14 protein-coding genes and 1 tRNA gene are annotated in these 14,034 nt (G+C 54.7%); 13 read left to right on the top strand and 2 right to left on the bottom strand.

Annotated features, from left to right (window positions below; translation table 11 throughout):
• Positions 1–1,051 (top strand): glycosyltransferase (locus tag QM579_RS10135; protein ID WP_414999037.1); only part of this gene is annotated, 1,051 nt, incomplete at its 5' end.
• Positions 1,052–1,217: 166 nt separating this feature from the next.
• On the opposite strand, the gene wbaP is transcribed toward QM579_RS10135, so the two are convergent.
• Positions 1,218–2,618 (bottom strand): undecaprenyl-phosphate galactose phosphotransferase WbaP, encoded by a 1,401-nt coding sequence (gene wbaP / locus QM579_RS10130; RefSeq protein ID WP_414999036.1) that lies wholly within the window; start codon positions 2,616–2,618, stop codon positions 1,218–1,220.
• A gap of 384 nt (positions 2,619–3,002) precedes the next feature.
• Between wbaP and QM579_RS10125 the strand changes: the two genes are divergently transcribed.
• From QM579_RS10125 to QM579_RS10110, 4 genes are all read left to right on the top strand, one after another.
• Positions 3,003–3,746 carry an ABC transporter substrate-binding protein gene (locus QM579_RS10125; protein ID WP_414999035.1) on the top strand — a complete coding sequence of 248 codons (744 nt, stop codon included), beginning with the start codon at positions 3,003–3,005 and terminating at the stop codon, positions 3,744–3,746.
• 89 nt (positions 3,747–3,835) lie between these two features.
• Entirely contained in the window at positions 3,836–4,528 is a 693-nt protein-coding gene (locus QM579_RS10120; protein WP_414999034.1) for an amino acid ABC transporter permease, read from the top strand.
• 3 nt (positions 4,529–4,531) lie between these two features.
• Positions 4,532–5,290, top strand: a complete 759-nt coding sequence (locus tag QM579_RS10115) for an amino acid ABC transporter ATP-binding protein (protein WP_183717498.1) — start codon at positions 4,532–4,534, stop codon at positions 5,288–5,290.
• Position 5,291: 1 nt separating this feature from the next.
• Positions 5,292–5,960, top strand: a complete 669-nt coding sequence (locus QM579_RS10110) for an amino acid ABC transporter permease (protein ID WP_414999033.1) — start codon at positions 5,292–5,294, stop codon at positions 5,958–5,960.
• A 402-nt stretch (positions 5,961–6,362) separates the two neighbouring features.
• On the opposite strand, the gene ilvA is transcribed toward QM579_RS10110, so the two are convergent.
• Positions 6,363–7,901, bottom strand: a complete 1,539-nt coding sequence (gene ilvA / locus QM579_RS10105; protein WP_414999032.1) for a threonine ammonia-lyase, biosynthetic — start codon at positions 7,899–7,901, stop codon at positions 6,363–6,365.
• Between the two features lie 477 nt (positions 7,902–8,378).
• On the opposite strand from ilvA, the gene QM579_RS10100 reads away from it, so the two are divergent.
• The 8 genes from QM579_RS10100 (at position 8,379) to QM579_RS10065 (ending at position 13,996) form a co-directional block, all read left to right on the top strand.
• Positions 8,379–9,077, top strand: coding sequence for a class I SAM-dependent methyltransferase (locus tag QM579_RS10100; protein WP_414999031.1), 699 nt, complete (start codon positions 8,379–8,381; stop codon positions 9,075–9,077).
• A 60-nt stretch (positions 9,078–9,137) separates the two neighbouring features.
• Entirely contained in the window at positions 9,138–9,554 is a 417-nt protein-coding gene (nikR, locus tag QM579_RS10095) for a nickel-responsive transcriptional regulator NikR (RefSeq protein ID WP_183717490.1), read from the top strand.
• Positions 9,554–10,342: a GTP cyclohydrolase FolE2 gene (gene folE2, locus QM579_RS10090; RefSeq protein ID WP_414999030.1), complete on the top strand. Its 789-nt coding sequence runs from the start codon at positions 9,554–9,556 to the stop codon at positions 10,340–10,342. The genes nikR and folE2 overlap by 1 nt, the downstream gene beginning before the upstream one ends.
• 76 nt (positions 10,343–10,418) lie before the next feature.
• Entirely contained in the window at positions 10,419–10,820 is a 402-nt protein-coding gene (locus QM579_RS10085) for a flagellar basal body rod C-terminal domain-containing protein (protein ID WP_414999029.1), read from the top strand.
• A gap of 145 nt (positions 10,821–10,965) precedes the next feature.
• Complete coding sequence (locus QM579_RS10080) at positions 10,966–12,015, top strand: C40 family peptidase (RefSeq protein ID WP_414999028.1); 1,050 nt, start codon at positions 10,966–10,968, stop codon at positions 12,013–12,015.
• Positions 12,016–12,235: 220 nt separating this feature from the next.
• Positions 12,236–13,213, top strand: a complete 978-nt coding sequence (gluQRS, locus tag QM579_RS10075) for a tRNA glutamyl-Q(34) synthetase GluQRS (RefSeq protein ID WP_414999027.1) — start codon at positions 12,236–12,238, stop codon at positions 13,211–13,213.
• A gap of 117 nt (positions 13,214–13,330) precedes the next feature.
• Positions 13,331–13,711 carry a hypothetical protein gene (locus QM579_RS10070; protein WP_414999026.1) on the top strand — a complete coding sequence of 127 codons (381 nt, stop codon included), beginning with the start codon at positions 13,331–13,333 and terminating at the stop codon, positions 13,709–13,711.
• Between the two features lie 209 nt (positions 13,712–13,920).
• Positions 13,921–13,996 (top strand) — tRNA-Thr (locus QM579_RS10065).
• Positions 13,997–14,034 lie beyond the last annotated feature (38 nt).

Raw genomic sequence — 14,034 nt, 5'->3', positions numbered from 1 at the left:
GGAGTCTTTGTGCCGCCTGTACCCCCAGGCCCATATCTATACGCACGTTCTTGATCCGGACAAGCTCTCCCCGGTCATCGCCGAGCACCCCATTCACACGACGTTCATCAATAAGCTGCCCTTCAGCAAAAAACGCTACCAGAGCTATCTGCCGCTTATGCCTCTGGCCCTTGAGCAGCTTGACCTCACGAATTACGATCTGGTGATCTCCAGCGAATCTGGCCCGGCCAAGGGCGTGATCACCAGAGCCGACACCCCGCACATCTGTTATTGCCACACACCCATGCGCTACCTGTGGGACAACTGGGCCGAATATCTCTCCACTGCTGGCTTCCTGACGCGCTGCGGCATGCGTCTGTTCCTGCCTTCCCTTCGCCGATGGGATCTGGCCAGCTCTTTTAGAGTGGACCACTTTGTGGCCAATTCTCACAATGTGGCGCGCCGGATCCGCAAGCATTGGCGACGTGAGGCCGCCGTCGTGCCCCCTCCGGTAAACACCAGCGCCTTCACGGCAAAAAGCAACTCCGGTGGAGAGCACTACCTCTGCTTCGGACGGTTGACCGCATACAAGCGCGTGGATTTGGCCGTCAGGGCCTGTACCATGCTCGGGAAACCCCTAGTAGTCATAGGTGAGGGCGAAGAAATGGATAAACTCAAAACCCTGGCTGGACCGACAGTACGCTTTCTCGGACGAGTGGATGACAGCCAAGCCGCAACTGTGCTGGCAACCAGCAAGGCTTTGCTTTTTCCGGGAGAAGAAGATTTTGGTATTGTACCGCTGGAAGCTGCGGCCAGCGGTGTGCCTGTTCTGGCCTACGGACGGGGCGGCGCATTGGAAACAGTGCGGGATCAAGAAACAGGGCTGTTTTTCGATCAGCAGACCCCAGAAGCCTTGGCAGCGGCCATTAGTGAGTTTGAGCAATGTGAAATGGGCTTTGACCCTGCCCTCATTCGCCGCCATGCAGAGAATTTTTCAGAGCACCACTTTCAAACCCGCTTTGCCCGCGAGGTCGACACAGCCTGCCGTGCTATGAGTCAAGAAAAACGTTAGCGAATAATATGACCGGAGAACCTGAACAGATTAACGCTGAAATCCTTCATGTTTCAGAGTTGTCATCCTACTGGAAAATACAATTCTGGCAGAATCCGCACAGTGTTACGACGTACTACACACTCGCAACGTTAGAGCTTTTTAACTTTTTCAAAATTAAAAGGCTTTAATAGGCTCCGTATCCCAGAATAACTACGGGGACTGTCTTTCCCAGAATCCACAAGTCCATCCACACTGACCAGTTGTTGATATAGTACTGGTCAAAATTCACTCTCTCCTGATACGTGGTGTTATTGCGCCCGGAGACCTGCCATAACCCGGTGATGCCGGGCTTGACCATGCAGTATTCCTCAAACACAGCACCGTATTTTTTCACTTCTGAATGCACGATGGGGCGCGGCCCGACAAGGCTCATGTCACCCATAACAACGTTGATAAGCTGGGGCAGCTCATCAAGACTGAGTTTACGCAGCAGACGTCCCACACGGGTAATACGGGGATCACACTTGAGCTTTCGGTCGCATGTCCATTCTTGAAGCAGAGAAGCGTCGTGAGCCAACACTTCTTTGAGAACGCTGTCCGCATTCTGCACCATAGTGCGAAACTTGAAGATGCGTATTTCTCTCCCACTCTGGCCTATGCGTTTCTGCCGATAAAAAACCGGGCCGGGGCTGTCTGCCTTTATGATGAGAGCCAGAGCTGCGCCGAGAGGCAGCAGAATGACCGCCCCCATAAGACACAAAAACAGATCAAGGCAGCGTTTGACGAAAAGCCGCCGTTTATCACGTAAATTCTGGCGCACCAGCAGGCCCACAGCGCTGCCAAGGTCACGCGGCGTCAGCCAGTGTACCCGAAACCCGCCACCAAATGCAGGCACTACCAAGGTATTGCTGAAGTAGCGGCAAGCTTCGGTAGTAACGTCCGTATCCTGGGCTTGCCCCACTTTTTGCAGAAGCAGGGCCATTGCCTTGGGATACCGGGCAGAGACAGCGCTGAACAGCCGTCGCATGTCGTCAGGGGTATTGGGCAGATCATAAATGGCGGTGGGGTTCAACCCTCTTTCCGGGTGCCGCTTGAGGTACCGCCACAATTCACGCCCTTCTCGGCAATGATCAAAGATAATAAGGGGTTTTCCCCACCAACGCGTGCGGGAGTAAAGGCGCCGACACAGATAGCGTGCCAAAGGCATGGTGAACAGCGTTGCAGCCCAGCTGCCCATGATGACAATGCGTGAGTAGGCATCTCCCATCTTGGACAAAAAAAGAACGGCCAGAATAATGGCATACAACAGGCTGACGAGCTGAAACAAAGATTTAAGTTCACGGTGCGGCGCAGGGCTTATGGTCTGGTAAAGCCCCAGCCCGGCCCCGAAAAACGGCCCCAAAAAAAGCATGGGCACCACCCAGTGGTATAACACAGGGTCAAGACCACCAAAGGCGGCACGCACTAAAAAAACAAGCAAGGCCGTTCCCAGAAGAGCCAGCATGTCAAAAAAGCAAAGCAGAAGCTTTTGCGTTGAAATGCCGGTCAGAGCGGAAAGCTGTTCCCAACACGAGGTCTTCGTCATAGTCATCATGCCCAAAAAAGCGTTGCGGGAGGCTGAAAACCTGGCTGGAGCCAGTACGGCATTTAAAATATATCCAGGTAAAATATCTCTACATACTCTACCAGATGTGGTGCCTAATGCCGCATAAATATACCATATTCATTTATGCTGCAAATAACAAAGCGGTCCACTATGCCGCCCTTGCGTCACGGCAAAGCTTCTGTTAGATAAAACCATTGTTTTGCCGTAGTTCGCGCCGAGGCAAGCCTTGTGTCTGCCAATATGCGCCTGTGCGTTTATGCGGGTTTTCCCGTAACGCATGTCCATCCTTAGACGGCTACCGCCATGCACCCGCGTGGCGCATCCGCCAACGGCCACCGCCATATTCCGAGGGGGAAACTGAGCATGAAAAAACTTCTTGTCTGCGCACTGCTGGCCGCCGTTATGGCTGCCGTGCCCGCCTTTGCAAAAAAAAGCTATGTGAACGGCATTGACCCCAATTACCCGCCTTTTGCCTACGTAGACGAAAAAACGGGTCAACCCGCTGGCTTTGACGTAGACTCCCTCAACTGGATAGCCCAGAATATGGGCTTTGAAATTACCCACAAGCCCATGGCGTGGGACGGCATCATTCCTGCTCTTGTAGCCAAACAGATCGACATGGTTGATTCTGGCATGAGCATCACGCCCGAACGCGCCAAAGTAGTTGAATTTTCTGATCCTTACTGGACAGTTTCGCGCGTGTTTCTTGTTCCCGCCAACTCTACGCTGACCCCGCAGGATGTCCTGACCAAGAAGGTCAAGCTCGGCGTGCAGCGCGGCACCTCTGAAGCCAACGCCATCAAGCAGGAACAGCAGGAAAAGGGTTATCCTTTTGAACTGCGCTTCTATGAATCCGCGCCTCTTGCGGTAGAAGACCTGCTCAATGGCCGCATTGAAGTGGCCCTTATGGACGAGCTGCCTGCTGATGACGCCATCTCCAAGGGACGTGGCGTGAAAAAGGCTGGCACCCACGGCGAACCCGACAAGTTCGGCGTTGCCATGCGCAAGGAAGACAAGGACCTGCAAAAGCTCATCAATGATGGCTACAAAAAGCTCATGGCCGATCCTTATTGGCAGGAGCTGCAGAAGAAGTATCTGAACAAGTAAACAACGCAATAGCGCTGATTGGCTGGCGCGGATCGCTGGATTTTCCGGCGGTCCGCGCTGTTCTGCCCAACCTACGGCAACTCCCACATATGGATTCACTTCTTGTAGTTTACCACGCTCTGCCTTCCATGCTGTCTGGCAGTCTGGTCACAGTTGGCAATGTGACCATCTCCCTGGCGATGGGCCTTGTGCTCGGCGTTCCCCTGGCCGTGGCCCAGGTGTATGGCGGCCCCTGGCTGCGCCGCCTGGTTGCGCTCTATGTATGGTTTTTCCGCGGCGTGCCCATTCTTGTCCTGCTCTTCCTGTGTTACGGACTTTTTATCAGTCTGGGCCTTCCGGCAGATCCTTTTCTGATATGCTGCCTTGTGCTCGGCTGCACCAGCACAGCCTACCAATCTCAAATTTTCCGTGGAGCCATTGAAAGCCTGCCACAAGGGCAACTCAACGCGGCTCGCGCTCTTGGCATGGGCGAAACCACCGGTATTTGCACTATTATCTTGCCTCAGGCCATGCGCCTCTCCATACCGGGATGGGCTAACGAATTTTCGATCCTGCTTAAGGATTCGGCCATCTGCTACGTTCTCGGCACACAGGATATCATGGCCAGAACATCTTTTGTGGCTGCGCGTACACACGAACATCTGGCCCTGTATGCGGCGGCGGGCTGTATTTATTTTCTGCTGACTCTGGTGGTGCTGAAAGTTTTGCGCCGGCTGGAAGAAAAGGTCCATGTACCGGGCTATTCCTCAGGAATGGGCTCGGAAGGCATGGGGGTGGGATAAGTCATGAATGTGGACGAACAAGCGATTTTGCGCATTGAGGGCATTTCAAAGATGCTGGGCGGCAAGCCCATTCTGAACAATTGCAGCCTCTCGGTGCGACGTGGTGAACTCAAGGTCCTCATAGGGCCATCTGGGGCTGGTAAAAGCACCCTGCTTCAGAGCATTAACTGCCTCATTCCGCCTGACAAGGGCGACATATACCTTGAAGGGCAGCGGCTTGACCGCACGAGCAAACCCGCCTTGTGCGCTTTTCGCGCTCAGGTAGGCATGATTTTTCAGGATTTCAACCTCTTTGACCATCTCACTGCTGAGGAAAACGTGGCCATTGCCCTGCGCAAGGTGCGCGGCATGAACCCCAAAGACGCCAAAGCCCGGGCGCAGGAAGAGCTTGCCCGCGTGGGGCTTGCCCGCCGTGCCCTGCTCTACCCGGCGCAACTTTCCGGCGGCCAGAAGCAGCGTGTGGCTATGGCTCGCGCCCTTGCTATGGACCCCAAGGTCATTTTGCTGGACGAACCCACCTCGGCTCTGGACCCGGAACTGGTGGGCGAAGTTCTGGCCGTCATTCGCGACCTTGCTGGCGGCGGCATGACCATGATCATGGCCACACACCAGATGGACTTTGCCCGCGCCCTGGCCACTGAAATCATATTTATGGAGCAGGGCAAGCTTATCGAGCAGGGAGCGCCCGACGTACTTCTGGCTGAAGGCTCCACCACGCGTACACGTGACTTCTGCCAACGCCTGTTGGAGATGGGGGGCTAGCGTGCTGGACACGGCCTTTTTCAGCAATGAGCTTCTTCCCGCCCTCAACAAAGGCTTGCTCGTTTCACTGGCTCTCATCATCCCTGCGGGAAGTCTGGGCTTTGTGGGCGGTGTGCTTCTTGGCTGTGCGCGTTCCTTCGGGCCGCGCTGGATGCGCCGCCTTGGTGACGGATTCACAGCAGTCGTGCGCGGCGTGCCCCTTGTGGTGCAACTGATGATGATCTACTACGCACTGCCCAAGCTTGGCATATACTTTCCGCCTTATGGAGCCGCCCTCACAAGTTTTACTCTCTGCACAGCGGCCTACCAGAGTGAATATGTGCGGGGAGCCCTGCTCTCTATCCGTCAGGGGCAAATACGCGCCGCTGAAGCTCTGGGCTTCAGCACGTGGCAGACTGTAGCCTGGATAGTTGTTCCTCAGGCCGCCCGCCGCGCCCTGCCTGGTTGCGGCAATGAGATAATCTACCTCATCAAGTACAGCTCTCTTGCCTACCTGGTCACCTGTATGGAACTTATGGGCGAAGGCAAGGTTGTGGCCTCGGACACTTTTCGCTTTACCGAAGTTTTCGTCACAGTTGGAGCCTATTACCTGGGCATGGTAACATTGGCCACCTTCTTTTTGCGCTGGCTTGAGAACCGTTTTCACGTGCCAGGCTTTGGAGCCCGGTAAGGCCTGCTTTCAGCCACATTTCCCTGCACCTTTTGCATGGCACGACGGCAGCAAACCCAAACGATCCCCCTCAGCAGAAGATTAAGCTTGGATTAAAATTCCCGGCAAGGCTATAAGCCCCTTTGCCTGTGATAACTCCATAAAAAATATTTGAAAGGCCGTGCGTCACAAACGCGCGGCCTTGTTCATTTCTGCCAGTAATATTCAGAACTGCCGAATATTATTTTCACGGTACTGTGACAAGCAATTCAAAAGGGCTGTTTCCCGTGCGGAGCTGACCGCAACAAAAAGCGGTTCTTCTCGTGGCGGCCGTGTACTCTTATGTACCCGACCGCCACGAGAAGAACCGCTTGACGCAACCAGCTGAAAAAAATAGTTAGAGGCAACCCTTAGAAACAGGCCCTAGTTTTCATGCCACCCCAGGAACATTTTGTATGCAGGATTTTCCGTCTCTTCCACATGGGGGTAGCCCATACGTTCAACCCGGTGCAAAAAATCTTCAAAGGCTTCGCGCTTTTCTTCAGGAGCCTCAAAACCCACCAGCACACGGCCAAAGTCCGCACCGTGATACCGATACTGGAACAGCGTTATGCTGAAATCCACGCGCATGGCGTCCATAAAGTCCAACAAAGCGCCGGGTCGTTCAGGGAAGGTAAACCGCAACAGCCGCTCGTGCAAAATCTGAGGCGCATTGCCGCCAACAAGGTGGCGCAGATGCATCTTGACGAGCTCGTTATCCGTCAGATCAATGGCCTCAAAGCCCTTACCGCGCAGCTCTGTAAGCACCTCGGCCACATCGTCGCGTCCGCTAATTTTGATGCCCACCAGCACCCGCGCCTTTTCCGGGTCGGAAAAACGCGTGCACAATTCGGTAATGTTGCGGCTACCAAAGGAAGCGCACAAGGCACGAAAACTGCCCACAGCTTCGGGAATGGTCACAGCCAGAAGAGCTTCACGGTGTGCGCCGATTTCTGAACGGTCTACTACGTGACTCAGGCGGTCAAAATTCATATTTGCGCCGCTGACGATGGCCACCAGAGTAGCGTCGCGCAAACCACTTTCAGCCGCATAGGCCCGCAGACCAGCCAGGGCCAGAGCACCAGCCGGTTCGGCCACCAAACGCGTATCTTCAAAAATATCCTTTATAGCGCCGCAAATGGCATCAGTGTCCACAACGATAATATCGTCCAGCAGGTCACGGCACAGGGCAAAGGTATGTTCGCCCACAAGCTTCACAGCCACGCCGTCGGCAAACAGACCCACATCGTGCAGCTCCACTCTATGCCCGGCCATGACAGAACGGCGCATGGCGTCTGAATCCACGGGTTCCACGCCAATAACGCGGATTTCAGGACGCAGGTTCTTGATGTAAGCCGCAACGCCAGACGCAATGCCACCGCCGCCGATGGGAACAAAAACTGCGTGGATATCGCCGGGATGCTGGCGAAGAATTTCCATACCGATGGTGCCCTGACCAGCAATAACATCAGGGTCATCAAATGGCGGAACATAAATGCAGCCACTTTCCTTGATGAGATCAAGCGTATGTTGCCAGGCATCACTGAACGACTCACCCGAAAGAACGACCTGGCCACCCAGACGACGCACCGCGTCCACCTTGATGGCAGGCGTGGTTACGGGCATGACAATGGTGGCCTCGCAACCAAGCTTGCGCGCGGCCAAAGCCACACCCTGGGCATGGTTTCCGGCTGAAGCCGCAATAACGCCACGACGCAGGTCTTCAGGCGAAAGACGGGCCATCTTGTTGTACGCGCCGCGCAGCTTGAAGGAGAAAACAGGCTGAAAATCTTCGCGCTTGAGAAAAATTCGGTTGCCGAGACGCCGTGAAAGGGTCTTGGCTTCTTCAAGAGGAGTCTCCACCGCCACGTCATAAACGCGGCTCAACAGTATGCGGTTCAGGTACTCGCTGTGCTTGTGCATGATCTATCCTTGCGACAACAAAAAATGATACGGCCGTCATGCAGCCGTACGGGAAGGGCATGTTTCATCCGCCACATTTCCTATATACCCGCCGCCGCTACACCTCAAGCCCCTTATCTGGAGCAGATTCGCTTTAAAATTGTAGTAGATTTCAAAGCGTGCATTTAGCCGAAACGCTGTTTTCGGCTAACCCCACGGCCCGTTGTAGCAAACAACTATAGTAATTTTATAGTAAAATTTCAGCATGTTGGATAAAAACACCTTGTACGATGTCCTCACGATCAGATTTCGCAATTAAACACCCTCACTGCGACAGTATTTAGTGATACATACCGATGGCTGCGCACGCTTTTCAGACCGCACAACATGCTAAAGCATTTTGTGGCGTCAATCGGCAATGCAGCAACAGTCCATCTCCTCCCGCCAATCGCTCTGTACACTCCAGGCCCATTAGGCTAGTATTCACAAGAGAAACATATGTCATCAGAATATCCGCAAAATGAAGACAAGGGTTTGCAGGCCTACCAGCCGCATATTACCGTAAGAGCCGCCGAACGGCTGTGGCAACTCAGCCGCGCTGCCGATCTTGAACAGCTATGGGAGGCCATGACGGCAGATTCCCGCGATTTTGAGGACGAACGCCTGCCCTACTGGACAGAGCTTTGGCCCTCAAGCGTGGCTTTGGCCTCATGGCTGCATGAGCGCAAAGAAGAAATCGCCGGACAATCCTGCCTTGATATTGGATGCGGCCTGGGCCTCACCGCTATGGTCGGCCAGTGGCTTGGCGCGCACGTAACGGCTATGGACTACGAAGAAGAGGCCGTTCGTTTTGCCGCCCGCAATGCCGACATCAATGATGTCCCTCAACCCCTGTGGGCTGTTATGGACTGGCGCAATCCTGCCCTGCGGGCTGGCAGCATGCACCGCGTATGGGGCGGCGACATTATGTATGAAAAACGCTTTGTGGCCCCGGTGCTGCGCTTTTTAAACCACGCGCTGTCTTCTGACGGCGCGGCCTGGGTAGCCGAACCGGGACGTTCAGTATACGAAACATTTCTGCACGCCTTGCAAAGTGGCGGCTGGCAAGGCAGACGAGTGTATAGCCAAAAAGTGGAAGCTATTTACGCCCAGCCTGTGCCAGTTACTGTTCAGGTGTGGGAAATTCGCCGCGCCTGACGCGGCAACAACATAAACCACGTACCCGCTTCCTGTAAGGAGGCGTTGCAGGATACTGCTATGGGAAATCTGGCACGCTTTGGGGTTTCACTGGACGAAGACCTTCTGGAACCTTTTGACGAACTCTGCCGGCGCAAAAGTTACCCCAACCGCTCCGAGGCCATACGAGATCTCATCCGCAAGGCTCTGGTGGAAGAAAAATGGAATAGCGATGCCTATGGCGCGGGCACGCTCACGCTGGTTTACGATCATCACAAAAACGATCTTTCCCGCCGCCTTATGCAAATTCAGCATGATGATCACGACCTCATAGTCACCACCCTGCATGTGCATCTTGACCACTACAATTGCCTTGAGGTGCTGGTGCTCAAAGGAGAGCCCACCCGTATGCGCGCTTTGGCCGACAAGCTTATCGCCTGCCGCGGCGTCAAGCATGGCACCTTCACTGGCACTACCACAGGAGAGGACCTGGCATAATGGAAGACGTGCAAAGCCATGCCCCGCAGGTGGCCCTGAACATCGACCGCGTTGGCGTGCGCGAACTGAAACTGCCCCTGCTGGTGCGCGACCGCACCCAGGGCACACAGCAGACTGTGGCCAGTGTTGACCTTGGCGTGGACCTGCCCTCTGAGTTCAAGGGCACTCACATGAGCCGTTTTGTTGAGGCCCTGGAACAGTGGAATGACGAAATAAGCTACCAGTCGGTACGCCGCCTGTTGCTGAATATCAAACAGCGCCTTGAAGCCAGACGGGCTTACGCGCGGTTTTGTTTTCCCTATTTTATCAAAAAAAACGCCCCTGCGTCAGGCAGCCCGGCCCTGGTGAGTTACCAGTGCCGCCTTACTGGCGAACTGGACGATGACGGCCAGCACTTTTGCCTTGAGGTTGATGTGCCGGTCATGACCGTCTGCCCTTGCTCCAAGGCCATCAGTGACGAGGGCGCGCACAGCCAGCGGGCAATGGTACGCATGAGCCTGCGCATGAAAGTTTTTTCCTGGCTTGAAGACTTCATTGATATAGCTGAAGCCTCGGGTTCGTCGGCAGTGTATACTCTGCTCAAGCGTGAAGATGAAAAATACGTCACGGAATACGCGTTTGCCCATCCCACATTTGTGGAGGACGTAGTGCGCAATGTGGCGCAGCGTCTTTCAGAACATGGCCAGGTCGAATGGTTCAGTGTTGAGGTTGAGAGCATGGAATCTATCCATAATCATAATGCATTCGCACGGATAGAGCGTCAGATCAGCGACAAAAAAACTGACTGATCCCTGGCGCTGCACGGCAAAAAAGTTTTTTGCAATCATCTGATGGTTGTGCTAATTCTGCCGTAAGGTACAAGTGATGAGCAGTATCAGCAGCAGCATGCAATTGGGCGCGTCGGCCATGAACACCCATTCGTGGGGTATGGCTGTGACCGCTCATAATGTGGCCAATGTCAGCACCGCTGGCTTTGAGCCTCAGCGTGCGGTCTATGCCACAGGTCCTGCGGGTCAGGGTGTGCACCTTGACGCAGTGCTTCAGGGCAATGGAGCGCCCAATGCGGGTGGCACTTCTTTCAGTGCCGCTCAAGCGGTCTACGACGTTACGTCGGGTCTGCCGCTTGAGGCCACGAACCCCAGTGGCACTGACCTGAGCCGTGAAATGGTATCTATGATTACAAACCAGCACGCGTACAAAGCCAATGCAGCGGTTGTTCGCACCGGCGACGACATGCTCGGCACCCTGCTGGATATCAAGGCCTGAGGGCCATACGCGCAAATGCTCCGGTCTCGCGGGATCGGGCCAGACATAGGAAAGGGTTACAACCCTACAGATTACGCCGGGCATGCCCGCATTCTGACCGACCAGCCGCCGCACCTGCGGCAGGCACAACATTTGTGGAGCGCTGATGGGAAAATGTCTTAAACTGTGCGCGTTGATGATGGGCTGCATACTGGCCTTCGGTTGCGCCGCAAAAAATAGCCCGCGAGAAGACAGCATCAACAGCATTCACGCCGAACGGTTTCGCCGCTCATATGAAGCTGCTTTTGACTCCAATCAGCAAGAATCCGGCCAGCAGCTGCTACGCAAGGCCAGATCAGCCATCGGCACCCCCTATGTGCGTGGTGGAACTTCCCCGGACGGTTTTGACTGTTCGGGTTTTGTATGCTGGACGTATAAAAGCGTTGGCGTGCAGCTTCCCCGCACCGCCCGTGAACAGTCCGTCATAGGTCAGCGCATCACTAACGTTGAAGACATGCGCGCGGGAGATATCGTGGCTTTTCGCCATCCCCGCCGTGGCTATCATACGGGCATCTATGTGGGCGACGGCAAGTTCATCCACAGCCCCCGCAAGCGGACAAGCGTACGCATCAACTCGCTTGACGACCCCTACTTCAAAAATACTTTTCTTGGCGCACGCCGCGTAAAGGTTGATGGCAGCGAAACTATGGTCGCCCAGGCAGAAAGCCGCCTCAACGACTTTACAGAAGAAAGGGTGGTGCGTGAGCTCTCCCGCGACAAGAAAAAAGCTGGCAAGTCTGCCGCGCGCGGCAGCAAACGCGATGACAGCCGTGACGACAGCCGCGACAAGAAAAAAGACAAAGTCGTGCAGGTTGCCAGCAACGATAAAAAAAGCAGTTCTGTGAATCGGCAGCAATCTTCCGCTTCTGCAAAATCCAGCAAAACTTCTGCTCAATCCAGTTCAAACAAATCGTCGGCTCAGTCTGGCTCTAGCAAATCATCGGCCCAGTCTGGTTCAGGCAAATCTTCTGCTCAGGCCAGTTCGAGCAAGGGTTCGGCAGATAAAGACAAGGCATCCAAGTCTTCCAAGCCTTCCAGCCAGAAGGCTGAAAGCAAAAAAAGCGACACAAAAAAGTCAGCCCCGGACAAGGTAGCGACCAAGGCCGAACCCAAGGGTAAAAAGGATCAGCCCAAGGGCAAGGGCGGCAACTCGTAAAGAATACAAATTGCAGGCGGGGTATGCGTACCCCGCCTCATTGCGCCAAGGCTGAAACTGCCAAGGCTGTACCGCCGGATATGCAACACGCAGCCATTATTGCCCCATATTTCAGCCTGCTGCTACTTCAATACAAAGGTGCCTGCAGGCAGCATATCCTACCACTCCATCGTTACTGGCAAGGGCTTTCTTGCTGCCAGCCAAGTCACCCCCAATAATCATGCGTCAATCATTACGCCCATGCGGCAGGCTTGCTCCAAGCCCGACCGGCCATATCCATCTGGGTAATGCCTGGGCTTTTCTGCTCGCCTGGCTGGCAGCGCGCTCGCAAGGCGGCCAGATTGTCATGCGCCTTGAAGATATAGATCCACAACGATCCCGGCCAGAGTACGCGGCGCACCTTCTTGAAGATCTGCACTGGCTTGGTCTGGATTGGGACTACGGCCCGGATATAGGTGGCCCTGCTGGTCCCTACACCCAGAGCGATCGCGGAAAATTTTACGCCAGCGCACTAAAGCAACTGGAAGAAGCAGGATTGACCTACCCCTGTTTCTGTACCCGCAAAGAATTACGCCAGCTCGCTGCTGCCCCGCACATTGATGACACGGGCGCGCCCTACCCGGGCACCTGCCGCAACCTGAATGACGAACAAATTGAGGCTATGCTCCGGGGCGGGCGACGTGCCAGTATTCGCCTGCGTTGCCCACGAGCCCCTATATCGTTTGATGATATTCTGCTTGGCCCGCAAACATTTTCCCTTTCTGACTGCGGCGGCGACTTCGCCCTGTGCCGCTCAGACGGCGTTGTGGCCTACCAGCTTGCGGTTGCCGTTGACGACGCCCTTATGGGAATCAATCAGGTTGTGCGCGGGCGCGACATCCTGCCTTCTACGCCTCGCCAGATTGCGCTTCTCCAACTCTTGGGCTATGGTGCGCCTTCCTACGCACATGTGCCCCTGCTTCTCGATGAAGAAGGAGAGCGCCTGGCCAAGCGCCACAACAGCCTGTCCCTGCGGTATTTGCGGGAACAGGGGGTTAACCCGCATAGCATTGTGGGATTGCTTGGCATGCTGGCTGGCCTGGATGTATCGGCACGGGCCATCAGCCCTAGTGAACTTCTACCAGCCTTTGCCTGGAGCCGCCTGCCCCGGCAGGATGTGCGCGTAGAAAACAGCCACTTACGCGAACTGCTGCAATGAAGCTGCACAAGTTTTATCGCAGCAAACAAAAACAAGCCCATGATGGGCAAGCAAATCCCAACGCAACCCGTAGTAGTATTTAATGACAGCGTATCTCATAGCCTGATGGGGGAGTGCATGACTTCGCAAAATCTGGATCAAACTTTTCTGGACGAAATTTTTCCTGCCACTCGTGCGGATGATTTTTTTGATGCCCTTTTTGGCGGCGCGGAAGAAGGTGCCTACGATATTGGCCTTGTATGCCGACAGGTAACGCCTGAAACGGCGCATCTGGCCTTTGAATTGCGCCAGCGCCCCGGCAAATGCCTTGTCTGCAACCTGACGTATGGTCTGCCGCAGGTTTTTCAGCGCCATCCCATCCTTAATGTGGCGGGGGTGGCGCGTAATGTGGCGCAACAACTGGGCTGGTCTGCTGAAGGCGTTAACTGGAAGCTGGGACACACAGAAGAAGTGAACCGCGAGTTGCACGCCATTCCCCTGATTATTGAAAAGGCCTAGCACCACTGAGCAGGTTGCCTTGACAAGCAGATATTTTTTTGGCAATAGAACCCGGTCATCTGCTTCACGAAATGGGTCGATTCGCTGATGCGCCATAAAATGCGCGTTGCAAATTCTGATCTGTGAGGCTTGAGGGACGTAACGGTTGTCATGAACATCTTTTGATGACAATTCAACCTTACGGTCAACGACCAAAGTAAATTTCCATTGCCGCCTTGGCTCAGTTGGTAGAGCGACTGATTCGTAATCAGTAGATCATCAGTTCAAATCTGATAGGCGGCTCCATAAAATTAAAGGGCTTACGCACTCCGTAAGCCCTTTTT

The sequence above is a fragment of the Desulfovibrio sp. genome (genome assembly GCF_047607245.1).
Classification (GTDB): domain Bacteria; phylum Desulfobacterota; class Desulfovibrionia; order Desulfovibrionales; family Desulfovibrionaceae; genus Desulfovibrio.
Note: the sequence above shows the minus strand (reverse complement) of the source record. Positions and strands in the feature narration are given on the sequence as shown.

Excerpts from the sequence above, each read along its gene's own strand:
- gluQRS (WP_414999027.1), top strand. The coding sequence starts at position 12,236 with ATGCGTCAATCATTACGCCCATGCGGCAGGCTTGCTCCAAGCCCGACC.
- QM579_RS10080 (WP_414999028.1), top strand. The coding sequence starts at position 10,966 with ATGGGAAAATGTCTTAAACTGTGCGCGTTGATGATGGGCTGCATACTG.
- ilvA (WP_414999032.1), bottom strand. The coding sequence starts at position 7,901 with ATGCACAAGCACAGCGAGTACCTGAACCGCATACTGTTGAGCCGCGTT.
- QM579_RS10125 (WP_414999035.1), top strand. The coding sequence starts at position 3,003 with ATGAAAAAACTTCTTGTCTGCGCACTGCTGGCCGCCGTTATGGCTGCC.
- QM579_RS10085 (WP_414999029.1), top strand. The coding sequence starts at position 10,419 with ATGAGCAGTATCAGCAGCAGCATGCAATTGGGCGCGTCGGCCATGAAC.
- QM579_RS10100 (WP_414999031.1), top strand. The coding sequence starts at position 8,379 with ATGTCATCAGAATATCCGCAAAATGAAGACAAGGGTTTGCAGGCCTAC.
- nikR (WP_183717490.1), top strand. The coding sequence starts at position 9,138 with ATGGGAAATCTGGCACGCTTTGGGGTTTCACTGGACGAAGACCTTCTG.
- wbaP (WP_414999036.1), bottom strand. The coding sequence starts at position 2,618 with ATGACGAAGACCTCGTGTTGGGAACAGCTTTCCGCTCTGACCGGCATT.
- QM579_RS10070 (WP_414999026.1), top strand. The coding sequence starts at position 13,331 with ATGACTTCGCAAAATCTGGATCAAACTTTTCTGGACGAAATTTTTCCT.
- QM579_RS10115 (WP_183717498.1), top strand. The coding sequence starts at position 4,532 with ATGAATGTGGACGAACAAGCGATTTTGCGCATTGAGGGCATTTCAAAG.
- QM579_RS10120 (WP_414999034.1), top strand. The coding sequence starts at position 3,836 with ATGGATTCACTTCTTGTAGTTTACCACGCTCTGCCTTCCATGCTGTCT.
- folE2 (WP_414999030.1), top strand. The coding sequence starts at position 9,554 with ATGGAAGACGTGCAAAGCCATGCCCCGCAGGTGGCCCTGAACATCGAC.